Consider the following 21869-nt stretch of genomic DNA (forward strand, 5'->3'; position numbering starts at 1 on the left):
TGCGACCGCGGCGTCAGAGGCAAGCTGCGCGGATGCCGGGACCACGCCCGCTGGAAGCGCGACGCGAACGAGCCGGAGAGCGGTCGGCCGCCTGCTGGCAGATGAGCGGGCTGATCTGCCACTTGGGTGCGCCGCCCGGTCAGGTGCGGAGTTGGGTGGCGTGGTCGGGGACTTGGGTTTGCATGTCTCGGGGTGGGCGTTCGTAGCCTTTGGAGGGTGGGCGGGGCGGGAGTTCCAGGGATGGGCGCTGGACCTCGTGGTACGGGACGCTCGACAGCAGGTGGGCGATCATGTTGATCCGAGCGGAGCGTTTGTCCTCGCTCTCGACGACGTACCAGGGTGCTTCGGGGATGTCGGTGTGGACGAACATCTCGTCCTTGGCGCGTGAGTAGTCCTCCCAGCGGGTGATGGATTCGAGGTCCATCGGGGACAGTTTCCAGCGGCGCATCGGGTCTTCGAGGCGGCTGCGGAAGCGGTTCTCCTGTTCGCTGTCGCTGACCGAGAACCAGTATTTGCGCAGCAGTACGCCGTCCTCGACCAGCAGCCGTTCGAAGATCGGGCACTGGTGCAGGAACCGGGCGTACTCCCGGTTGGTGCAGAACCCCATCACGTGCTCGACGCCGGCGCGGTTGTACCAGCTGCGGTCGAACAGGACGAGTTCACCGGCCGCCGGCAGGTGTTCGACGTACCGCTGGAAGTACCACTGCGTCCGCTCGCGCTCGGTCGGCGCGGGCAGTGCGGCGATCCGGGCGACGCGGGGATTGAGGTACTCCGTGACGCGTTTGATCGTGCTGCCCTTGCCGGCAGCGTCGCGGCCCTCGAAGATCACCACGACCCGGGCCTTCTCGACCCGGACCCATTCCTGCAGCTTGACCAGTTCGGCCTGCAGCCGCAGCAGTTCCCGCTCGTACAGCTTCTTCGGCAGTCGCTTCTTGGCACCCATCCTCGAACGATGCCGCAGTTTGTGCGGGGGGCACAGTGGGTGGGCGGAAGTTCGGGTCGGCGAGCCAGGAACGGAGCGGGTCGGGACTGCGAATCTCGTAGTACCAGCCCGGAACCCCACAGCCCGGCCCACCGAGAGGAAACTCCGATGATTGCTTTCCTGATTCCCGTCCTGTCCTGCATCGCACTCAGTGTCCCGATGGTCGGCCTGCGGTTGCTGGCCAAGCAGCACGGCTGACGTCAAGGTGCGGCAGGCATCAGCACCGAACCGGCCAGCCAGCGGCAGGCGACGAGCGCCAGTTCGAGTTCCAGGCGCTCGTCGTCCAGCGGCCGGCCCCGTTCCTCCAGTGCCTTGTCGACCCGGTACTTCACGGTGTTCTTGTGCAGATGGATCCGCTCCGCGGTGGCGAGGTAACTGCCCTTCTCCTCGAGGAACACCAGCAATGTCTCCCGCGACCGGGCGGCCGACTCGGTGTCGGCGGCCAACGGTCCCAACGCGTTCCACACCAGCCGGCTGGTCCCTTCGAGATCGGCCGCCATCATCGCCGCGGTCCGCACCTGCGGATCGGTGAACGCGGTGACCTGCTCCGCCCGGTCCCGTGCCGCCAGCGCCACCTGTTGAGCCCGCAGCGCCTCCAGGTGCGTGACCCGGAACCCGTCCGGCCCGGCGGCCGGCGAACCGACCGCGATCCAGTGGTTCGGGTCCGCGTCGCCCTCGACAGCGATCGCCGCCCGGCTCCGGCCGAGCGGGATCCAGCCCCAGCCTGTCGAGCGGTCCCGCGGCACGAACAGCGGTTGCCCTGAGCAACCTGCCGCGGTGGCCGCCTGCTGCAGCAACCGTTCCAGTTCCCGGAGATCCTCGTCCCCGGTCGATTTCGACGTGGACCACAGGACGACGCCGACGTGGTTCTGGCGGAGCCGGTGGCTGAGCGCGGCCTCAGCGACGGCCAGGTCGACCGGATCGCCGCGCACGAGTTCCTCGATCATCGCCTTGCGGACCGTGTTCCGGTTCGCCAGCCAGCGCACGCGTTCGGACTCGTAGGCGCTGACCACCTGCTCGGAGATCCGGTCGATGTAGCGGAACGTCGTGTCCACGATGATCCGCCCGGCGGCGAGCGCCACCGGCTGGTCGGCGTCCCGCGTGAGCTCGTCGAAGGCCCAGTCGAGAACCAGTTGCTGGCCGAGCCGGTACGCGCGGACCAGTGCGATCGGGGCCACCCCGCGCTGGGCCAGCCGGCGCGCATACTCCTCGGCGGCGAACGGCGTAGCGACCTCGTCGACCCGTACGTCGTACCGCAGGATGTGGGCGATCGTCTCGAGGTTGCTCTCGATACTTGCGCCGAGCAACTCGACGATCAGCTGGTCGCCCTGGAGCTCCGTGATGGTCTCGGCCAGCACCTTGTGCAGCGTGCCGGTAAGGCCGGACAACTCGGTGCCCATCAGCGTGGCGAGCGCGGTCACCCGCGCGACCGCGGCGTCGTGCAGCATGTCAGCAGCCATGGCACCGGCCCTCCTCCTGTCCGATTGTGCGCCCGGATGTGACGGCTGTCAGCTCGCGAGCACGAACGGCGTGGCGAGCTTCGTGTTCCGGGCACAGTGCCCCGGCGGCCGCGGATTCCTACTGTCGATGGCAACAGATCGGAGGAGACCGTGACCATGCTCGACTATCTCCCGTGGCGGCGACCGCCGTCGTACGACGACCGGCCCGCGGTCCGCGACGCCCGTTATGACCTGACCTACGCCGACCTCGGCACCTGGACCGACGCCGTCGCCGAACAACTTGCTGGGTACGGCGTCGGACCGGGCTCGGTGGTCGCGGTGATGCTGCCGAACCGCGTCGAACTCCTGGTGGTTCTCGTCGCGGCGTGGCGGCTCGGCGCGGCGGCGACGCCCATCAACCCGATGTTCACCGCACACGAAGCCGACTATCAGATCAACGACTCGGACGCCGTCGTCGTGGTCAACTCCGGCCCCGACGCACCGACCGGCGGCCGTCCGAGCATCTCCGTCGACGAGTTGCGCCGTACCAGACGGAATGATCGCGACCTGCCCGCACCGGTGACCGAGGCGGACGACCTGGCGCTGCTGATCTACACCAGCGGCTCGACCGGCCGGCCCAAGGGCGTCATGCTCAGCCACGGCAACATCGGCGCGATGGCCTCGATGATGGCCGAGCACCTGAAGATCACCGGCGACGACCACTGCTTGCTGATCCTGCCGCTGTTCCACGTCAACGCCATCTGCGTCAGCTTCCTCACCCCGATCGCGGTCGGCGGTGAGTTGACGGTGCTGCAGCGATTCCAGCCGCTGGAGTTCCTCGCCGCGATCGAGCAGTACCGGCCGACGTACTTCTCCGCCGTACCGACGATCTACTCGCACCTCGTCTCCCAACCCGACGACGTCGTCGCCGACACGTCCTCGATCCGGTTCGCGATCTGCGGCGCGGCGCCGGTCTCGACCGAGCTCCTGGCCGCGACCGAGGAACGCTTCGGGATCGGGCTCGTCGAGGGCTACGGCCTGACCGAGGGCACCTGCGCGTCGACGGCCAACCCGCTCGACGGCGTACGCAAAGCCGGCACCGTCGGCGTGGCACTGCCGGGGCAGCGGGTCGAGATCATGGCCCCGGACGGGGCCCTGGTGCCGATGGGGGAGCGCGGCGAGGTAGTGATCCAGGGCGCCAACGTGATGCAGGGCTACCTGAACCGGCCGGAGGCCACCGCCGACGCGCTCGGCGACGGCTGGTTGCACACCGGTGACGTCGGCATCCTCGACGCCGACGGCTACCTGCGGATCGTCGACCGGATCAAGGACATGATCATCCGCGGCGGCGAGAACGTCTATCCCAAGGAGATCGAGACCGTCCTGCACGGTCATCCCGCCGTCCTCGAGGCCGCGGTCGTCGGCGCGCCACATCCGGTGTACGGCGAAGTACCGGTCGCCCTGGTCGCGCCGTACCCGGGCCGGCCGGTCGACATCGACGAGTTGCTCGCGCTGTGCCGCACCAAGCTCACCAAGATCAAGGTCCCGGTCGCGATCCATGTGGTCGACGCGATCCCGAAGAACCCGGTCGGCAAACCCGACAAGCCCGCCATCCGCAAGTCTCTCCACGGTTGAGGAGCATCGCCATGGGATTCACCAAGCCTTCGGTTCCCCCGGTGGAGCCGGACCAGGTCTACGCACTGCCCTATCTCGAGCGGATCAAGATCCTCTCCAGGTACTGGGCCGAGAACGGCTTCGGTTCGCCGAAGATCTTCCACGTCATCTACATCGTCAAGCTGCTGTTCTTCTACATGCTGGGCGGCTACCTGATCGGAACGCTGACCTCGGGCTTCAGCCCGCTGCACCCGAGCGAGTTCTGGAACGAGCCGGTGCTCTACCAGAAGTTCGTCCTCTGGACGGTGCTGCTGGAGATGCTCGGCGTGGCCGGGTCCTGGGGTCCGCTGGCCGGGCACTTCAAGCCGTTCGCCGGCGGGTGGCGCACGTACGGCCGGGTGGACACGATCCGCGAACCACCGTGGCCAGGAAAGGTCCCGCTGACCGACGGAGACCGCCGTACGCCGACGGACGTCACACTGTACGTCGCGATCATCGTGACGCTCGTGCTGTCGTTGGTTCTGCCAACGGTCGACGACGCCGGATTGACTGCGCACGGCTTCACCGGCGGCCGGGTGTCCCCGGTGCTGATGGCGGTCCTCGGCGTACTGCTAATCGTTCTCGGTCTGCGGGACAAGGTGTTCTTCCTCCAGGCCCGCGGTGAGCAGTATCTGCCGGCGATCGTATTCTTCACGTTGTACGGCGCGGTCGACATGATTGTCGCGCTCAAGCTGCTGATCGTGGTGGTGTGGGTCGGCGCCGGTTTCTCCAAGTTCGGCAAGCACTTCGGCATGGTGGTGCCGCCGATGGTCAGCAACACCCCGTGGGTGCCGTTGAAGGCGATGAAACGCGCCAACTACCGGAGCTTCCCGGACGATCTGCGGCCGTCGCACAGTGGAAACCTGCTCGCCCACGTCGGCGGGACCCTGGTCGAGATCGTCACGCCACTGGTGCTCTTGTTCTCGACGAACCGGACCGTCACGATCGTGGCCGCCGTACTGATGATCTGCTTCCACGCGTTCATCACGTCGACGTTCCCGCTGGCGGTGCCGCTGGAGTGGAACGTGCTGTTCGCCTTCGCGGCCGGGTTCCTGTTCCTCGGCAACCCCAACTGGGACGGCTTCGGCGTCGGCGACATGACGCCGTGGCTGCTCGTACTCACGGCCGCCGCACTACTGGTCTTCCCCGTGCTGGGCAACGTGAGGCCGGACCTGGTGTCCTTCCTCCCGTCGATGCGCCAGTACGCCGGGAACTGGGCGTCGGCCACCTGGGCCTTCGCCCCCGGTGCGGAGCAGCGACTGAACGAGCGCCTGGTGAAGCCGGCGCCGATGGTCGTCGATCAGGTCACCGAACTGCTGGGCAGCCGGGACGTCGCAGAGCTCGCGCTCTACCAGGTGATGGGCTGGCGTTCGCTGCACAGTCAGGGCCGCGCGCTGAACTCGATCCTGGTCGACCAGCTCGGCGACGACGTGAATCACTACGCGATCCGGGAAGCTGAGTTCATGACCAACTGCATCGTCGGGTTCAACTTCGGCGACGGCCACCTGCACGACCACAAGTTCATCGCCTCGATCCAGAAGCGCTGCGGGTTCGCGCCGGGTGAGTTCATCGTGGCCTGGATCGAGTCCCAGCCGGTGCACAAGAACTTCCAGCAGTACGTCGTGATCGACGCGGCCCTCGGGATCGTCGAACGCGGCACCTACCAGGTCGCCGACGCGGTCGCCGAGCAGCCCTGGCTGCCGAACGGCCCGATCCCGCTCAACGTCGAGTGGCGACTCGACGGTTACCAGCGGATCAGCTACCCGAAGCGGGCGCAGCCGGACACCGCGGAGGCTGGATCATGACCAAGGCGATCGTCGTCGGGAGCGGACCGAACGGCCTGGCCGCCGCGGTCACCCTCGCCGCCGCCGGGGTGGACGTCCAAGTGCTCGAGGCGGCCGACCGTCCCGGTGGCGGAACCCGGAGCAGCGAATCGACGGCCGGGTTGATCTACGACGAGTGCTCCGCGTTCCATCCGCTGGCCGTCGACACGCCGTTCTCGCGGTCGGTCGATCTGGCCCGGCACGGCCTGACGTGGCGGTGGCCCGAGGTGCAGTACGCGCATCCGCTCGACGGCGGGCGGGGTGGCGCCGTGGTGCGGTCGGTCGAGGAGACCGCGGCATCGCTCGGGCCGGACGGGCGTCAGTGGAGTCGCGTGTTCGGTCCGCTGATGGAGCGGTTCGACCGGATCACGTCGGACTTCCTGCGTCCCGTCGTACGCGTGCCGTCGCATCCCTTCGCGATGGCGCGGTTCGGGGCGTTGTCCGCCGTACCGGCCGCGGCTCTTGCCAAGGTGTGGTCGACGGACGAGGCGCAGGCGCTGTTCGGGGGAGTCGCGGCGCATGCGCTCCGGCCGCTGTCGGCACCGTTCTCGTCGGCGATCGGAGTGGCCCTCGGTACGGCGGCGCACGCGTACGGCTGGCCTGTCGCCGAAGGGGGTTCGGGCGCGATCAGCCGGGCGATGATCGCGGTCCTGGAGGAGTACGGCGGCAAGGTCGAGACCGGTGTACGGGTCGAGTCGCTCCACCAGCTCAGGGACGCGGACCTCGTCCTGCTGGACGTGGCGCCCGGCGCGGCAGCCCGCATCGCCGGCGACGCGATGCCGGCCCGGATCCGGCGGTCGTTGCTGCACTACCGGCACGGGCCTGGGGTGTTCAAGGTCGACTTCGCGCTGTCCGGCGAGGTGCCGTGGGCTCACGAGGCGTCCCGGCGCGCCGGCACGGTCCACGTAATCGGGGACTTCGCGGAGCTGGCGCGCGCCGAGCAGCAAGTGGTGTCGGGACGGATGCCGGACCGGCCGTACGTGCTGGTCGGCCAGCAGTACCTCGCCGATCCGTCGCGTGCCGAGGGCGATCTGCGGCCGCTGTACTCGTACGCCCATGTGCCTGCGGGTTTTCAGGGCGACGCCACGCCGCTGATCGAGGCGCAGATCGAACGGTTCGCTCCAGGATTCCGCGACCTGATCGTGGATCGCCATGTGCGATCGACCACGCAGTTGCAGGAGGACAACGCGAACTACGTCGGCGGGGACGTCACCACCGGAGCCAACACCGCTCGCCAGTTGGTGTTCCGTCCGCGCGCGACGTTGCGTCCGTACTCGCTCGGCGTACCCGGGACGTACCTGTGCTCCGCGGCGACACCACCCGGCGCCGGCGCCCACGGAATGTGCGGCTACAACGCGGCCCGAGCAGCATTGGCGAGCCTCCGGCGCTGAGCGGTGCTCTCGCGGATCACGAGGTCGTAGTCGGCGGCGAGCTCGGCGGGTGCGGACTCGTCGCCGTCGAGCCGGTTGAGGAGGAGCTGTACGGCGTGCTTGGCGATCTGGATCTTGTCGGGGCGGATGGTGGTCAGGCTGGGGGAGGGCGAGCAGGTCGGTCATCGCGGCCGCGCCGTCGGCGCGGGGGAAGAACTCGGTCGGGCGGATGAGCTCGGGAACGATCTCGAGGCCGGCCGAGCGCAGGGCCGACTGGTAGCCCTCGGTCCGGAGCCGACCGGTACGGCGGCTCTCGTCGGACTGGTCGCCGATCGCGGCGATCCGTCGCCGCCCGAGATCGATCAGGTGCTGCGTCGCGAGCCCGGCCGCGGCGACGTTGGGCGGCCGATTCCGGCTGTTTGGGGAGGGTTGCTGGCTGATCTGGGTGGGTACGGCTCCCCAAACCGGTTTGGGGAGGCCCGAGCGCCGCGAGTTCCGGGGGTGCGTCGAGCCCAGCCGGACTTATGGCACGGACTTCAGAAGCAGGACACCAGGGTCAGCTGGTGCTTCCGTCTTGACGCATCGGTGACATTCGCGTTTCATCCTCTTCACGGTGTCTGTGCAAATTCTCGACGTACGGCAGCAAGATTCTGACACCGGTGGCCGACGTGGCGCCCACCCTCGGGACGCCCGCTCCCGACCCCGCGGCGGCCAGAGAGGAAGATCCATGAGTCCTGTGCCGTTCCGTCGACTGGTCGCCGCCGTCTTGGTGGCCGTTCCCATCGCTACCGTGCTCGTCGTACCGGAGGCTGCCGCAGCGGCTGCTGCTGCGACTTCCGGTGCGACTGTCCCGTTCACCTCCTACGAGGCCGAGGCCGGTTCGCTCGGAGGTGGCGCGACCTCGGTGTCGCTGACCGCCGCGCCAACCACGCAGTACTCCGGTGCTTCGCTGGAGGCGTCCGGGCACGCGTACGCCCACCTCGCGGGGACCGGGCAGAGCGTGCAGTGGACCAACACCACGGGCCACGCGATCAACGCGATCACCGTCCGGCTGAGCATCCCCGACGGCAGCAACGGCGGCGGCCAGACCAGCACGCTCAACCTGTACGTCGACGGGGGCCTGCGGCAGACGCTCAACGCCAACTCGAAGCAGACGTGGCTGTACGAGGGCAACAACAACTACAACGGCAACAGCCAGAACCCCTCCGACGGCAACCCGCGAGTGTTCTTCGACGAGACGCGCACCTTCGTCACCGGTACGCCGATCGCGGCCGGCGGCACGTTCATGCTGCGCAAGGACTCGGGCAACTCGGCCGCCTTCTACGACATCGACGTCGTCGACGTGGAGAGCGCGCCGGCGCCGCTCGCCCAGCCCGCCAACTCGATCTCGATCACCGACTGCGGCGCGGTCGCCGACAACACGCCCACCAACGGTGCGGCCGACCCCGCGTCGGTCGACAGCCGGGCCGCCATCCAGAGCTGCATCAACCAGGCGCAGTCGCAGGGCAGGACCTTGTGGATCCCGGCCGGCACCTTCTACGTGAAGGGGACGCAGGGTCTGCAGGCGCAGGGCATCACGATCGCGGGCGCGGGCGCGTGGTACAGCACGATCTACCGCGACGTACCGCTGCCCAACAGCACCCCGCTGCCCGCGCTGTGGGGCCTGACCTCGACCACGATCCAGAACCTGCACGTCGACTCGAACGCGACCAGCCGCGCGACCGTCGACGGCGCGGGCGGCTCGATGGACGTCACCGGAACGAACTGGGTGGCCGACGGGATCTGGACCCAGCACACGCTCTCCGGTTTCTGGGCCTCCGGCACCGGCGGCACCATCCGGAACAACCGCCTCACGACGATCTGGGCCGACGGCGCCAACATCAACAACGTCTCGATGGGCAACTCCGTCGGCAACAACCTGACCATCACGAACAACTTCGTCCGCGGCACCGGTGACGACGCCCTCGCGATCAACTCGGTCAACTACAACGACATCGACGGCACGCGGGTCTACTACACCCCGATGGCGAACGCGGTCGTCACGAACAACACATCGATCGCGCCGTGGGGCGGCAAGGGCATCGGCGTGTACGGCGGTAGCGGGCATCGGATCGAGAACAACTACGTCTCCGACACCGCCCGGTACATCGGCCTCGGCGCGGGGCGGTTCGGTGTCAACGGCAACGATCTGTTGTCGGCGACGGTCACCGGCAATACCGTCGTACGCTCGGGTGGGAATGCCTATAACCAAGGGCAGCCGGCGTTCCATATCGGGAACGGTGGCGACGGGCAGAACGTCGGCGTGGTCGACCGCGTGACCGCGAGCAACAACACCATCGTCAACTCTGTCTACGACGGCATCGGCTTCTCGACGTCGACCAACACTCAACTGCAGAACAACACAGTCACCTCGCCGTGGCGCAACGGCATCGTCATCTCGCCGCCGTTCTACCCAGCACCGTCCGGATCCGCGACGATCACGGGTAACACGGTGACCGGCGGCGGTACGCCGTACGCCAACAATTCCAGCGGATTCAGTGCCTCGGTCAGCGGTAACAGCTGGCAGGGCGGTACGCCGGAAGGCCCGTACGGCGGGACGCCTGCCGCGATCCCAGGCGTTGTGCAGGCGGAGAACTACAACACGGGCGGGCAGGGCGTCGCGTACAGCGTGGGGTCGATCAACGGGACCGCTAACGGCTATCGCGCCGACGGGGTCGATCTTGAGGCCACTTCAGATAACGGCGGCGGGTACAACCTTGGTTGGACCAGCACCGGCCAGTGGTTCCATTACACCGTCAACGTGGCTACCGCTGGCACGTACAGCGTGGCGATGCGCGTCGCGACGCCGGCTGCGGTGACGAACGCGTTCCACCTGGCGAGCGGCTCTGGTGTCAGTGGCAACGTGAGCCTTCCGGCGACTGGTGGCTGGCAGAACTGGGCAACGGTCACCACTCAGGTGACGCTTCCTGCCGGGTTGCAGACGCTGACGGTCTACCAGGACAACGGCGGCTGGAATCTCAACAGCCTGCAGTTCACGAGCGGTTCGACTGCACCCGCGAACCTGGCCGCGGGCAAGCCCACCAGCGAGTCGTCGCACAACCAGAGCTACGCGTCGGCCAACGTGACCGACGGGGATCAGTCGTCCTATTGGGAGAGCGCGAACAACGCGTTCCCGCAGTGGGCGCAGGTGGATCTTGGCTCGGCTCAGTCCGCGAGCCGAGTCGTGCTGCAGTTGCCCGCTTCGTGGGGCGCTCGTGACCAGACCCTGTCGCTGCTCGGGTCGACCGACGGCACCACGTTCACAACCGTGAAGGCCGGTGCCGCGTACACATTCTCGCCCACGACGAGTAACACGGTGACCTTGACGTTCCCCGCGTCCACCCAGCGCTATTGGCGAGCCACGATTACCGCGAACACCGGCTGGCCGGCCGCTCAACTGTCCGAACTCCAGATCTGGACCCAGTAACTAGGTGGTGGGCGGGTTTCCGGAACATTTTTGGCGCCTGGTGCAAACTTCTTTCCGGAAACCTGCCGGTGGTGGTCCGACGTACCGTTGCGGCATGGTGTTGCGGCGGAGTTGGGTCGAGCAGATCATGGGGCTGCCCGTCAGCGTGCTCGCTCGCGGGGACGCGGCCGGCTCGGAGCGGGCGGAGGCTGCGGTGCGGGAGGTCTTCGCCGAGTTGACCGAGGCCGATCGGGTGTTCTCGCCGTACAAGGACGACAGCGCGGTGAGCCTGCTGGCGCGGGGCGAGCTGAGTTGGGATCGTGTTCCTCCGGTGGTGCAAGAGGTCGCGGAGCGGTGTGTTGCCGCGCGGGACCTGACCGGTGGATTGTTCGACGCGGAGGTGCCTGGCGGTCCATGGGATCCTTCGGGACTGGTGAAGGGGTGGGCCGTCGAGCGGGCCGGCGAGCGGCTGCGGGAGGTCGTGGACGTGGACTGGTGCCTGAACGCGGGCGGTGACGTGCTCATCGTGTGCCCGAGCAACGAGCCGTTCACCGTGGGCATCCAGGATCCGCGAGATCCGGGCCGGGTGGTCGCGAGCGTGTCACGGACCGCGGGAGCGGTGGCGACGAGCGGGACGGCGGCGCGCGGTGCACACCTGTACGATCCACGCACCGGGCAGTCGGTGGTGAGCCGATGGTTGTCGGTGTCGGTCACCGGGCCGGCGCTGGAGTACGCCGACGTACTGGCGACGGCCGCGTTCGTCGCCGGGGACGACTGGCCCAAGGTGCTGCTTGCGGGGTACGAAGGTCTCGGTGTTCTTGCTGACGGCAACCTGTTCGCGACGGCCGGCTGGGGACGGTCGTGACGTCGCGGATCCTGTTGATCGAGGACGACGCCGACCTGGCCCGGCTGCTCGACCGGGTGCTCACGGACGAGGGGTACGCCGTGACGCGGGCAGGCGACGGGCACACCGGCCTGCACCTCGCCCTCACGCGACCCGTCGATGCGATGATCGTCGACCGTGGTCTACCGGCCGTCGAGGGCCTGGACCTGATCGCGCGGCTGCGGAGCCGTGGCGTCGGTACGCCGATCCTGGTGCTCTCCGCGCGCAACAGCACGGAGGACCGGGTCGAAGGACTGGATGCGGGTGCCGAGGACTATCTCACCAAGCCGTTCGAGCTCACCGAGCTGCTCGCGCGGGTGCGTGCCCTGCTGCGGCGTCATCTCGATCAGGCTGTCCAACTCGCCGTACCGGATGGCTCGCTGGACCTCGCGATCCGGACGGTACGACGGACTGACGGCGGGTCCGTGGAGCTGTCGGAGCGGGAGGCGGCGCTGCTCGGCTTGCTGGCGGCTCGACCTGGTGCTGTGTTCAGCCGGGCCGAGCTGCTCGATCGCGTGTTCGGTGACGCCGAGTCGGAAACGGTCGTCGACACCTACGTCCACTACTGCCGGCGGAAGCTCGGGCGCGGCGTGATCAGCACGGTTCGTGGGCTCGGGTACCGGCTGGGGAAGTTGTGACCGGCCGACCGATCGGTGACGAGGTGCTTGTACGCCGGGCCGCGCGCGAGGTCGCCGTACAGGCAGCCGCGTTGGTCGCGGTCGCGATGCTGCTGTTGATCGCCCTGGTCACGCTGGTGGTCGTCCGCGGGCAGGCCAGTGCGGAGGACGATCTGCTCCGGTCAGCTGTCGCCACGGCCGACGATGTAGGCGATCCGCCGGCCGGGACCTGGCTGGTCATGGCCGGTCCGTCCGGAACGACCACCTCACCTGGACTGCCTGAGGAGCTCCTGCCTGAGCTCGCTGCGCTACGAGCGCGAGCGACTGGGCAGGTCAGCTTGATCACGCTGGAGAACGACGACGGTCAGTTTCGCGTTGCCAGCGGGGTCGTTAACGACAAGCGAGTCCAGGCCGTTCTGAATCTGGCGACGGCGCACAAGGATCGTGTCAGGATGCTGCAGGCGATGGGGTTGGCGGCGGCGTTGGGGCTGCTGTTGGCTGGGCTGCTGGGCGTGCTGATCGGGCGACGCGCCGTACGGCCGCTTGCACAGGCGCTGACGTTGCAGCGCGCGTTCGTGGCCGACGCCGGGCATGAGCTGCGTACGCCGTTGACGTTGCTGAGCACCCGCGCGCAGGTGCTTGGACGGGCCTTGCGCCGCACTGGCGCCAGCGACGAGGTCCTGGGGGACGCGGACGGCGTTGTCGAGGACACTCGCCGGCTCGCGGGGGTCGTCGACGACCTGCTGGCAGCGGCTGATCCGCGAGGTGCCGACAACTACGAGCCGGTCGACCTGGTCGGGATCGCGCGGGACGTGGCCGATGCCGCCGGCGCTCATGCGGACGAGGCCGGGGTGCGGCTGCGCTGGACCGCCGACACTGACGCTGCCCGCGCCCTCGGTTCGCCGAGCGCGATCCGGCGGGCCACGATCGCTCTGGTCGACAACGCGATCGACCACACGCCGTCAGGTGGCGAAGTACGGATCACGGTACGGCGGCACCGCGGCGACGTGATCCTCGCGGTCAGCGACACAGGCCCCGGGATCGGTCCAGAGGCGGCGCAGCGGGTCCTGCGCCGGTTCGACTCCGGCGGTCACCGGTCAGGACGCAAGCACTACGGCCTCGGCCTGGCGCTCGCGCACGACGTCGCGAACCGGCTCGGCGGCCAGCTCCGGCTCGCCCCGAGCGACCTCGGCGCGACCTTCGAACTCGTCCTGCCCGCGCTTGCGGAAGGCGGTCCAAGGAAGGGCTAAGAATTGGCGGGCACCGTCGGAGCATGACGTACCGCGGGCCAGTAGAACAGGCGATCAGGCCGCGGACCACGCATGCCCGCCGTCGGCCGAGGCCGAGGCCGACGCCGGGGTGGTGGCGCGATGTCGCCGGGGTGCTGTGCTGGGCCAGCGTGCTGGTGGTTGTTGCGCTGTGGGTTTCGGGACGTGGGCTCCAGACGCTCGCGAGTGGGCCCGCGGACCTGTTCACGTCGCTCGGGCGGCTGTCCGGGCTCGTGGCAGCGGACCTGTTGCTGGTACAGGTGTTCCTGATGGCGCGGGTGCCCATGATCGAGCGGAGCTACGGCCAGGACGAGCTGGCGCGCCGCCACCGGCTGGTTGGTTTCTGGTCGTTCAACCTCCTCCTCGTGCACATCGGCTTGATCCTCGCCGGGTACACGCTCCGCGATCACAACAATCTGCTGCGTGAGACGTGGACGGTCGTCACGACGTACGGCGGGATGCTGCTCGCGGTCGCGGCGAGTGTCGCCTTGACGCTCGTAGTAATCACGTCGGTCAAGGTGGCGCGGAAGGCGTTGCGGTACGAGTCGTGGCACCTCCTCCACCTCTACGCGTACGTCGGTGTTGGCCTGTCGATACCGCATGAGATCTGGACCGGTGCGGACTTCACGACCTCGCGTGTGGCGCGCCTCTACTGGTGGTCGGCGTACGGCGTCGCGCTCGGCGCGATTGTGCTGTATCGGCTCGCGCTGCCGCTCTGGCGGACGCTTCGGCATGGGCTGACTGTGCGAGAGGTGATCCGCGAGGCGCCGGGGGTGGTGACGGTGCTGCTCGGCGGGCGCGGACTGCACCGGATGCCGGTCCGGGCGGGGCAGTACTTCGTGTTCCGGTTCCTCGACGGTCCGGGCTGGTCACGGGGCAACCCGTACTCGTTGTCGGCCTCACCGGCACCGGACCGGCTCCGGGTGACGGCGAAGTCCGCTGGCGACGGCAGCAGCCGGGTCGCCCGCTTGCGGCCGGGTACGCGGGTTGCCGTGGAGGGCCCGTACGGCCGGCTCACCGCCGAGCGACGGGTCACCGACCGCGTCGCGATGTTTGCCTGCGGCATCGGCATCACCCCGCTGCGAGCACTGCTCGAGGAACTCGACTACCGGCCCGGTGACGCGACGCTCGTGTACCGCGCGCACGATGCGGCGGACCTGGTGTTCCGTGACGAGCTGGAGCAGCTGGCGAGTCGTCGCGGCATCACACTGCACTACTTGCTTGGTCCGCGGCTGGCCGCCCGAGTGTCGTGGTTGCCCGAGGGCGCCTGGTTCGCATCCGACGAGGACGCCGTACGGCGCTTCGTGCCCGGGATCTCGCAGTACGACGTGTATGTCTGCGGACCGGATCGCTGGATGGATGCGATGTGCGCGGCCGTTCTCGCGGCCGGGCTGCCGGCGGGTCAACTGCATCAGGAACGGTTCTCGTGGTGAAAGGAGTACGTGGGTGAGGCGCGGGATCAAGGTGCTGATGACTGTGGCGACCACGGCGGTCGTCGCCGTCGCGTTCCGGGCGAGCGCGCAGCCGAACACGACAAGCGGACAGGCGACCGTGGTCAGCTCCGCCCCCGCGAGCCACCCGTCGGCTCGACCATCGGAGTCCAGCCGCAACAGCAGCCGAAGGACCCCGTCCGCACGGTCGAGTACTCCGAGGACCTCTCGGCCGAGCACCCCGACGGCACCTAGTCGCACCACCCCGACGGCACCTAGTCGCACCACCCCGACGACCCCTCGGCCGAGCACCCCCACGACAGCTTCGGTTGTTGTGGCGGGCGGTGTGGTCGACACGCAGTACGGGCCCGTGCAGGTGGAGATCACCGTTCGCGGTGGGCGGATCACCAAGGCCCACGCCCTGCAGCACCCGAGCGGAGACGGGCAGACCGACCAGATCAACGCCGACGCGGTCCCGCAACTCAACCACGAGACCTTGGCGGCACAGAGCGCGCACATCGACACGGTGTCCGGGGCAACGTTCACCTCCGACGGGTACCGCCAGTCGCTGCAGTCGGCACTCGACGCCGCGCACCAAGCCGGTGCGCGTTGACGGCGCATTCGCAGCGGTTGCGGCGCAACCTGCTGGTCGGCGGGAGTACCGGCGTACTGCTGGCGCTGTTGTTCCTCTTCCCTACGAGCCGGAACGTTGTCTCGAGCACGTCGGTGCCTGCGGCAACGCCAGGAGTCGTGAGTACGTCGCCGGGCACGGGCGACCTGACCGTGAACGGGACGTCGGAGGACACGCGGTACGGGCCGGTGCAGGTCCGCATCACGGTCCGCGGTCAACGACTGGCCAAGGTGACGGCGGTGGTGTACCCGTCGTCGGGCGGGCGGGACCGCGAGATCAGCTCGTTCGCGTTGCCGCAGCTCGAGCAGGAGGCGATCGCGGCCCAGAGCGCCCGGATCGACACGGTGTCCGGGGCAACGTTCACCTCCGACGGATATCGCCGCTCGCTGCAGTCCGCGCTGGACGCCGCGCACTTCCGCGCGGCGGGCTGAACGCTTCCAAGAATTCCCCAAGAACCGGCTGCCAGCCTGACTTTCCCTGACCCGATTCGAAGGAACCCGCATGCAGACTGTCAACGGTCTCCCCGCCCACGTGCTGCTCGTTCACGCCATCGTCGTCCTGCTCCCACTCGCGGCCGCTCTCCTCGCGCTGACCGCACTGTGGCCCGCAGCCAGGCGCCGGCTGGCCGGCCCGAACGCGATCCTGTCGATCATCGTCGTCGTACTCGTACCGATCACGACGAGCGCCGGCGAGTGGCTCGAGAGCCGCCTCTCACCGGACCCCCTGATCCGCGCGCATGCCGAACTCGGCGACACAGCCATCTACGCAGCCGTCGGAGTCGCGGCCTTCGCGCTGATCCTGTGGTGGCGACAGCGCGAGAGCACCGGACGCACGCCGGCGAAGCGCACATTCCTCGCCCCTACATCCAACGCCCTCACCGCGACGCTAACCGTGATCGCCGTCCTAGTCGCGGGTGCAGCCGTATACGACGTGGTCCGCATCGGAGACTCCGGCGCCAAAGCCAGCTGGGCCGACTGGGCCGCCCAACCCTGACCCGCCCGACACACCGCACTTTGAGAACCCACCAACCATCCCGGCGCCGCGAGAATGGTTGGTGGGTTCTCAAAGTGCGGCTCTGCGCATGCTTCGCGGGGGTGCGGCGGTGAGGATTACTGGGGTGCGGGCGAGGCGGAGGATGGTGCAGGTTTCGGAGGCGTTGATTGCTTGGTGGATGAGGCCGTGGCGGGCTGGGCCGAGGACGGTGAGAGCGGCTGCGGTCGACTCTGCGAGTACGACGCTGTCGATCGGGCCGGGCTCGACGCGCCACCGGACGTCGACCTCTGGGTACGCCGATTGCCAGGTGCGCACCGACTCCTCGAGTTCGTCGTACTCGAGCGACCCGGTCGCGTGGACGAGGGTCAGGCCGGTGCCGCGGCGCCGTGCCGCGCGGAACGCGAATCCGAGTGCGTCCGACGGGCCGCCGTGATCGTCGACGCCGACGACTACTCGACCCGCCGACGCTCCTGCGGAGCCCGCGGACGACAGCCCGATCACCGCGACTGAGGCCGTCGTACGCCGGTTCAGCTGGCGTGCGAGTGCTCGTTCGAACCGACCGTGGCTGAGTTTGTTCCGGCTGAGGACCACGAGCGCTCCATCGGTTCCGCGGGTCTCGCCGACCAGTGCCGTGAGCTGCCGGCCGGGGAACACGCTGCCTGTGATCCGCAGTGACGGCGCGATCCGGCGGGCGTGGTGGACGGCGGCTGACACGACTGCTTCGGCGGCCCCGCGAGCCCGTAGGTCCACAGTCGGGTTGCCCACCGGGTCGAGCAGCCGTGGCCATTGGAGCGCGTGCACGATCCGCAACTCGGATCCGCGTGCAGCGGCTTCGGCTGCGGCCCATTCCAGCGCATCGAGGTCGGAGCCACGTGCGTCGGCGAGGACGACGACCGGTCCGTTGTCGGGTCCGGCCGGCTGCGAGTTCAGGTGGGTGCGCTGCGCTGGTACGGCTACGGGGCGGTGAAAGAGCTTCATGATTCCTCCTGAGGTCTGGCTCCACCGTCCCGCCGCCGGCTCGCCGTCACACCAGGGAAACCCACGGGTTGCCGCCCGGGCGCGCCGATGGGGAGCGGGCCGCGGAGAGCCTGACCGGCGCGCGCCGCCGCCTGGCCGCCCTGCACTGACCTCGCCCGGTGTTGCACACGTTGGCACACCAGGGAAATCCACGGGTGTGACCCGATCTTCGAGGACGAACAGTGGGCGTAGTGGATCCCGTCAGGGAATCCCTCGAGGAACGGAACGCAGATGTCCACCATTCATTTCACCGAGGTCACCACGTCGACGCCTGAGCAGTTCATCGCGGGGCTGACCGACTTCGGGCCGGGCCGGGCGAAGCTCTTCGCCAACAGCTCGGACGACCACCTCAAGGTCCACGACCAGGGCCCCTGGTACGCCGACGTCACCGAAGGCAACGACACCGTGTGGGAACGGCTGCACTACGACTGGTCCGACCCGAACCACATCGTCCTCAAGACCACCGACTCCAACCTCTGGGGCGGCGCGTCCGGCCACACCTACACCCTCCGCCGCCGTACCGACGGCGCCACGACGATCGACGTCTCGATCGTCCGCGAGGGCAAGAACCTGAAGGGCCGGCTGCTCGGTTTCGTGCTCGGCCTGTTCGGCAAGCGCGTTCTCGGCAAGCCGTTCGACAACTCCGTCAAGGCCATCGAGGCCCGCAACCTCGAGGCTCTCACCACCCACCACGTAGAGGCGTGAACACCATGATCAACTTGATGCGCAAGGCAAGGAACCTCGTCCTGGCAGCGGTCGGCGGCGCCGTACTACTGGCGGGCGCGACCACCGCACAAGCCGCAGTCGGAACGCACACACAGGAGAAACCGACCATCGTCCTGCTGCACGGGGCGTTTGCCGACGGCAACAGTTGGTCCGCTGTGACAGGCCGGCTGCAGAGCGACGGTTACCAGGTCGTCGCACCCGCCGTTCCACTGCGAGGCATCGCGTCCGACACGTCGTACCTCAGCGGCGTCCTCGCCACCATCCCCGGTCCGAAGGTGCTCGTCGGTCACTCGTACGGCGGTGCGCTGGTCAGCGAGCTGGCCGGTACGGCGGGCGTGAAGTCGCTCGTCTACGTGGCCGCGTTCATCCCGCAGGCCGGCGAGACGCTCGGCGCGCTGAACTCGCAGTTCCCGGGCAGCGACCTCGGCTCGGCCCTCACCCCGATCGCCTACCCGGGCGGGCTCGATCTCGCGATCAAGCCGGACAACGCCCGCGCGATCTTCGCCGCCGACCTTCCCGCCCGCCAGGCCGCCGTGTTCGTGGCCGCCCAGCGTCCGGTCGCGGCCGCGGCCTTCGACGAGCCGGTCGAGCGGACCGCCCCGACCGCGCTGCCGAAGTACGCCGTCATCCCGACCGGCGATCACGCGATCGCCCCGGCCGCCGAGCGCTTCATGGCCAACCGGGCCGGCGCGAAGACCGTCGAGGTCGACGGAGCCTCCCACCTGGTCATGCTGTCCCAGCCCGCGACCGTCACCAGGGTGATCGAACAAGCCGCCCGCTGACCAACACCGCAACCAAGCCGGCCGGAGCCGAACGCTCCGGCCGGCTGCTGTGTTCTGCTCAGGCGGAGCGAGCCAAGGCGGCGCGAAGTTGGCGGCGGGACGTGATGCCGAGCTTGGAGAAGATCTTGCGGAGGTGCCACTCGACCGTGCGCGGGCTGATGAACAGCTGGGCCGCGATCTCGGGGTTGGTGTGCCCGTCGCGCGCCAGTCCGGCGATCTGTGCCTCTTGGGCGGTGAGGTCGTTGAGCGTGTCGGGCCGGCGTTTGCGGACGGTTTCGCCGGTGGCCAGCAGTTCGTGCCGGGCCCGTTCGGCGAAGGCTTCGGCTCCCATCGCGGTGAGTTGTTCGTAGGCGGTACGGAGTTGTTCGCGGGCGTCGACGCGGCGGCCCTCGCGTCGGAGCCATTCGCCGTACAGCAGGTGTGTCCGGGCGAGTTCGATGCGGAGCGGGGTCCGGCTGAGGTGCTCGATCGAGGCGCGGTAGGCGTCTTCGTCGCCGTCGAGCAGGGCCTGGACGCGGGCTCGCACGCCGTGGCCCCAGTCGGTGGGGGTTGCGGTGGTGCGTTCGGTCAGCCAGGTGAGCGCGGATTCGACGTGCTTGGTGTCGCCGGTGCGGGATGCCGCTTCGGCGAGTTCGCCGACGACGAGTACGCCGTACCCGAGGGCGTTCTGTTCGAAGACGCGGAGGGCGGCGTCGCGAGCGACGTCGTACCGGCCGAGGCCGTTGTGCAGGACGGCGCTTGCCATGGTGGCGAACACTCCCATCCGACCCTGCTCCTGCGCGGTCGACTGCCGGAGGGTTGCCTCGATGAGCCTGGTCGCGGAATCCTCGTCGCCGCGGAAAGCCTCAAGGATCATGGCGGCGTAGCCGAGCCGCGGGTTGCCGGTGGCTACCGCGATCTGGCGGTCTTCCTCGACCAGACCGGCGACAGCGTTCAGGTCGCCGGTCAGGCACTCCAGGCTCGCGCGGAAGTTGAGGGCGTACTGGAGTTGGACGAGCGCGCCGGTCTCCCGGGCCATCCGGTCCTGCCGGCGCGCGAGCTCCAGGCCGGCGTTCAGGTCCCAGACCTCGATCGCGATGATGCCGCTGGCCCGGTTCCCGGTGAGCCAGAGCCAGCTGCCCACGTCGTCGGCGCCGATGCTTGCGTGCCGTGCGCGGTCCAGAGCCTTGGTCAACTGTGCAGCGGCGGCCGGGTAGCCACTGGTGATGCGCAGCGCGAGTGCCTGCAGTATGAGGTCGGCCGGCGGGTCCGACTCGGCCGGCGGGGGAGCGGCGGCTGCGGCGAAGGACAGGATGCCTGGTGCCTCCGGTCCGCTCGCCCAGATCGCCGCCGACATCGCTTCCAGATAGATCACCCGGGCCCGGTCGGGAGCCTCGGGCTCGAGCATCCGGGCGGCGCCGAGGAGTACGCGGGCAGCCTCCCGCGCGCGACCGTGGTCGAAGGCGATCTGTCCCCGGAGCCGCTCGATCTCGGCGGTCCGGACCGCGTCCGGCGGACCGGCCGCAGCACCGTCGAGCAGACTCAGCGCCTCGTCCAGCGCCCCGGCGCTGCGCTTGGCGGCTGCGGCGGCCAGGGACCGCTCGGCGCGTCGGGCCGGGTCGGGAGTGAGTTCGGCGGCGCGCTCGAGGAACTCGGCTGCGGCGCCGAGTCCGCCGCGGCTCTGGGCCCGGAGCGCCGAGTTCTCGAGCTCGGCTGCCACGTCCTCGTCCGGTCGGGTCGTCGCCTGTGCGTGGTGCCAGGCGCGGCGGTCCGGCGACAGCTCGGGGTCCGTGACTTGCGCGAGTGCCTGATGCACGGCCTGCCGCTCCTGCAGCGAGGCCATCCGGTACGCCGCTGACCGTACGAGCGGATGCCGGAACCGCACCTGCTGCCCGAAGGTGATGAGTCCCGACTCGATCGCGCCCGCGGCCGGATCGGCGCCCAGTCCGAGTTCTTCGGCGGCGCGCCACAGCAGCGTCGCATCGCCGAGCGGTTCGGCGGCCGCGGTCAGCAGGAGCATCCTGGTGTCGGCGGGGAGGCCTTCGATCCGCCGTACGAAGCCCTCTTCGATCCGGTTGGTCAACGGTCCGCGGCTGAACCCGTCCACCAGCTCTGTCGGGGACCACGCCCGGGGCAGTTCGAGGAGCGCGAGCGGATTGCCGTGCGTCTCGGCCACGATCCGATCGCGGATCCGCGGGTCGATCGGACCCGGCACGACGGACTCCAGCAACGCCCGGGCGTCTTCGTCGTCGAGGCCGCGGACCTCGAGTTCGGTCAGGCCGGTGAACTCGTGCTCGGTGCCGTTCCGCACGCTGAAGACCATCACCACCGACTCGGCGGCCAGGCGCCGGGCCACGAACGCGAGCACCTGGGCGGATACCTGGTCCAGCCAGTGGGCGTCGTCGACGATGCACAGGACCGGTCGCTTGGCGGCGGCATCCGACAGCAGGTTGAGTACGGCGAGTCCGACGAGGAACCGGTCCGGTACAGGACCCTCAAGCAGCCCGAACGCCGTACGGAGGGCGTCCTGTTGTGGTCGAGGGAGACGTTCGAGGCCGGCCAGGAAGGGCGTGCAGAGCTGGTGAAGGCCGGCGTACGCGAGCTCCATCTCGGACTCGATCCCGACGGTCCGGGTCACCGCGCAGGTATCGCTGTGGGCGACGAGTTCGTCCAGCAGCGCCGACTTGCCGACCCCGGGTTCACCGCGCACGACCAGGACCTCGCTGTGCCCGGTGCGCGCGGAGGTGATCAGTCCCGACAGTACGGCGGTCTCCCGTTGCCGGCCGCGCAGTCCGCGATCTGCCATCACGCCAGGTTTGCACCTGGAGCCG

Annotated in this window: 19 protein-coding genes and 1 pseudogene; 14 read left to right on the plus strand and 6 right to left on the minus strand. The window is 69.0% G+C overall.

What is annotated here, in order from left to right:
- Positions 1-139: 139 nt before the first annotated feature.
- Positions 140-943 carry a polyphosphate kinase 2 gene (gene ppk2, locus ACWF0M_RS00395; protein ID WP_452233408.1) on the minus strand — a complete coding sequence of 268 codons (804 nt, stop codon included), beginning with the start codon at positions 941-943 and terminating at the stop codon, positions 140-142.
- A gap of 239 nt (positions 944-1182) precedes the next feature.
- Positions 1183-2442: a PucR family transcriptional regulator gene (locus tag ACWF0M_RS00400; RefSeq protein ID WP_452233409.1), complete on the minus strand. Its 1260-nt coding sequence runs from the start codon at positions 2440-2442 to the stop codon at positions 1183-1185.
- A 156-nt stretch (positions 2443-2598) separates the two neighbouring features.
- Between ACWF0M_RS00400 and ACWF0M_RS00405 the strand changes: the two genes are divergently transcribed.
- The 3 genes from ACWF0M_RS00405 to ACWF0M_RS00415 are packed head-to-tail and all read left to right on the plus strand — an operon-like array spanning position 2599 to position 7288.
- Positions 2599-4056 (plus strand): class I adenylate-forming enzyme family protein, encoded by a 1458-nt coding sequence (locus tag ACWF0M_RS00405; protein WP_452233410.1) that lies wholly within the window; start codon positions 2599-2601, stop codon positions 4054-4056.
- An 11-nt stretch (positions 4057-4067) separates the two neighbouring features.
- Complete coding sequence (locus tag ACWF0M_RS00410) at positions 4068-5879, plus strand: DUF3556 domain-containing protein (protein WP_452233411.1); 1812 nt, start codon at positions 4068-4070, stop codon at positions 5877-5879.
- The gene (locus tag ACWF0M_RS00415; protein WP_452233412.1) at positions 5876-7288 is read left to right on the plus strand and encodes a phytoene desaturase family protein; all 1413 of its coding nucleotides are present in this window, start codon (positions 5876-5878) and stop codon (positions 7286-7288) included. Before ACWF0M_RS00410 ends, ACWF0M_RS00415 begins: the two co-directional genes overlap by 4 nt.
- Here the strand turns inward: ACWF0M_RS00415 and ACWF0M_RS00420 are convergent.
- Together ACWF0M_RS00420 and ACWF0M_RS00425 are read right to left on the minus strand one after the other, a co-directional pair.
- Positions 7246-7425 (minus strand): hypothetical protein, encoded by a 180-nt coding sequence (locus ACWF0M_RS00420; RefSeq protein ID WP_452233910.1) that lies wholly within the window; start codon positions 7423-7425, stop codon positions 7246-7248. The genes ACWF0M_RS00415 and ACWF0M_RS00420 overlap by 43 nt on opposite strands.
- Before the next feature lie 82 nt (positions 7426-7507).
- Positions 7508-7783 (minus strand): annotated as a pseudogene (locus ACWF0M_RS00425) (substrate-binding domain-containing protein); the annotation flags it as partial.
- 211 nt (positions 7784-7994) lie between these two features.
- Between ACWF0M_RS00425 and ACWF0M_RS00430 the strand changes: the two are divergent.
- From ACWF0M_RS00430 to ACWF0M_RS00470, 9 genes are all read left to right on the plus strand, one after another.
- Positions 7995-10733, plus strand: a complete 2739-nt coding sequence (locus ACWF0M_RS00430; protein WP_452233413.1) for a carbohydrate-binding protein — start codon at positions 7995-7997, stop codon at positions 10731-10733.
- Between the two features lie 94 nt (positions 10734-10827).
- Positions 10828-11577: an FAD:protein FMN transferase gene (locus ACWF0M_RS00435; RefSeq protein WP_452233414.1), complete on the plus strand. Its 750-nt coding sequence runs from the start codon at positions 10828-10830 to the stop codon at positions 11575-11577.
- On the plus strand, positions 11574-12233 hold the full coding sequence (locus ACWF0M_RS00440; protein WP_452233415.1) for a response regulator transcription factor: 660 nt from the start codon (positions 11574-11576) through the stop codon (positions 12231-12233). Before ACWF0M_RS00435 ends, ACWF0M_RS00440 begins: the two co-directional genes overlap by 4 nt.
- Entirely contained in the window at positions 12230-13462 is a 1233-nt protein-coding gene (locus ACWF0M_RS00445; RefSeq protein WP_452233416.1) for a sensor histidine kinase, read from the plus strand. The genes ACWF0M_RS00440 and ACWF0M_RS00445 overlap by 4 nt, the downstream gene beginning before the upstream one ends.
- Positions 13463-13485: 23 nt before the next feature.
- Positions 13486-14913 (plus strand): ferredoxin reductase family protein, encoded by a 1428-nt coding sequence (locus ACWF0M_RS00450; protein WP_452233417.1) that lies wholly within the window; start codon positions 13486-13488, stop codon positions 14911-14913.
- Positions 14914-14922: 9 nt separating this feature from the next.
- A complete protein-coding gene (locus ACWF0M_RS00455; protein ID WP_452233418.1) occupies positions 14923-15165 on the plus strand; it encodes a hypothetical protein in 243 nt (80 codons plus the stop codon).
- Positions 15166-15244: 79 nt separating this feature from the next.
- Positions 15245-15523: an FMN-binding protein gene (locus ACWF0M_RS00460; RefSeq protein WP_452233419.1), complete on the plus strand. Its 279-nt coding sequence runs from the start codon at positions 15245-15247 to the stop codon at positions 15521-15523.
- A complete protein-coding gene (locus ACWF0M_RS00465; protein ID WP_452233420.1) occupies positions 15520-15972 on the plus strand; it encodes an FMN-binding protein in 453 nt (150 codons plus the stop codon). Before ACWF0M_RS00460 ends, ACWF0M_RS00465 begins: the two co-directional genes overlap by 4 nt.
- A gap of 70 nt (positions 15973-16042) precedes the next feature.
- Positions 16043-16534 carry a DUF2231 domain-containing protein gene (locus ACWF0M_RS00470; protein ID WP_452233421.1) on the plus strand — a complete coding sequence of 164 codons (492 nt, stop codon included), beginning with the start codon at positions 16043-16045 and terminating at the stop codon, positions 16532-16534.
- Between the two features lie 69 nt (positions 16535-16603).
- Here the strand turns inward: ACWF0M_RS00470 and ACWF0M_RS00475 are convergent, their stop codons facing one another.
- Positions 16604-17512, minus strand: a complete 909-nt coding sequence (locus ACWF0M_RS00475; RefSeq protein ID WP_452233422.1) for a hypothetical protein — start codon at positions 17510-17512, stop codon at positions 16604-16606.
- Between the two features lie 270 nt (positions 17513-17782).
- On the opposite strand from ACWF0M_RS00475, the gene ACWF0M_RS00480 reads away from it, so the two are divergent.
- A complete protein-coding gene (locus ACWF0M_RS00480; protein ID WP_452233423.1) occupies positions 17783-18256 on the plus strand; it encodes a hypothetical protein in 474 nt (157 codons plus the stop codon).
- Positions 18257-18273: 17 nt separating this feature from the next.
- Positions 18274-19059 carry an alpha/beta fold hydrolase gene (locus tag ACWF0M_RS00485; protein WP_452233424.1) on the plus strand — a complete coding sequence of 262 codons (786 nt, stop codon included), beginning with the start codon at positions 18274-18276 and terminating at the stop codon, positions 19057-19059.
- Positions 19060-19117: 58 nt separating this feature from the next.
- On the opposite strand, the gene ACWF0M_RS00490 is transcribed toward ACWF0M_RS00485, so the two are convergent.
- Complete coding sequence (locus ACWF0M_RS00490) at positions 19118-21844, minus strand: ATP-binding protein (protein WP_452233425.1); 2727 nt, start codon at positions 21842-21844, stop codon at positions 19118-19120.
- Between the last annotated feature and the right edge of the window lie 25 nt (positions 21845-21869).

This window comes from Kribbella sp. NPDC055110 (assembly GCF_053607525.1).

Coding starts and splice junctions, on each gene's coding strand:
- ppk2 (WP_452233408.1), bottom strand. CDS start 943: ATGGGTGCCAAGAAGCGACTGCCGAAGAAGCTGTACGAGCGGGAACTG.
- ACWF0M_RS00400 (WP_452233409.1), bottom strand. CDS start 2,442: ATGGCTGCTGACATGCTGCACGACGCCGCGGTCGCGCGGGTGACCGCG.
- ACWF0M_RS00405 (WP_452233410.1), top strand. CDS start 2,599: ATGCTCGACTATCTCCCGTGGCGGCGACCGCCGTCGTACGACGACCGG.
- ACWF0M_RS00410 (WP_452233411.1), top strand. CDS start 4,068: ATGGGATTCACCAAGCCTTCGGTTCCCCCGGTGGAGCCGGACCAGGTC.
- ACWF0M_RS00415 (WP_452233412.1), top strand. CDS start 5,876: ATGACCAAGGCGATCGTCGTCGGGAGCGGACCGAACGGCCTGGCCGCC.
- ACWF0M_RS00430 (WP_452233413.1), top strand. CDS start 7,995: ATGAGTCCTGTGCCGTTCCGTCGACTGGTCGCCGCCGTCTTGGTGGCC.
- ACWF0M_RS00435 (WP_452233414.1), top strand. CDS start 10,828: ATGGTGTTGCGGCGGAGTTGGGTCGAGCAGATCATGGGGCTGCCCGTC.
- ACWF0M_RS00450 (WP_452233417.1), top strand. CDS start 13,486: ATGACGTACCGCGGGCCAGTAGAACAGGCGATCAGGCCGCGGACCACG.
- ACWF0M_RS00470 (WP_452233421.1), top strand. CDS start 16,043: ATGCAGACTGTCAACGGTCTCCCCGCCCACGTGCTGCTCGTTCACGCC.
- ACWF0M_RS00475 (WP_452233422.1), bottom strand. CDS start 17,512: ATGAAGCTCTTTCACCGCCCCGTAGCCGTACCAGCGCAGCGCACCCAC.
- ACWF0M_RS00480 (WP_452233423.1), top strand. CDS start 17,783: ATGTCCACCATTCATTTCACCGAGGTCACCACGTCGACGCCTGAGCAG.
- ACWF0M_RS00485 (WP_452233424.1), top strand. CDS start 18,274: ATGCGCAAGGCAAGGAACCTCGTCCTGGCAGCGGTCGGCGGCGCCGTA.
- ACWF0M_RS00490 (WP_452233425.1), bottom strand. CDS start 21,844: ATGGCAGATCGCGGACTGCGCGGCCGGCAACGGGAGACCGCCGTACTG.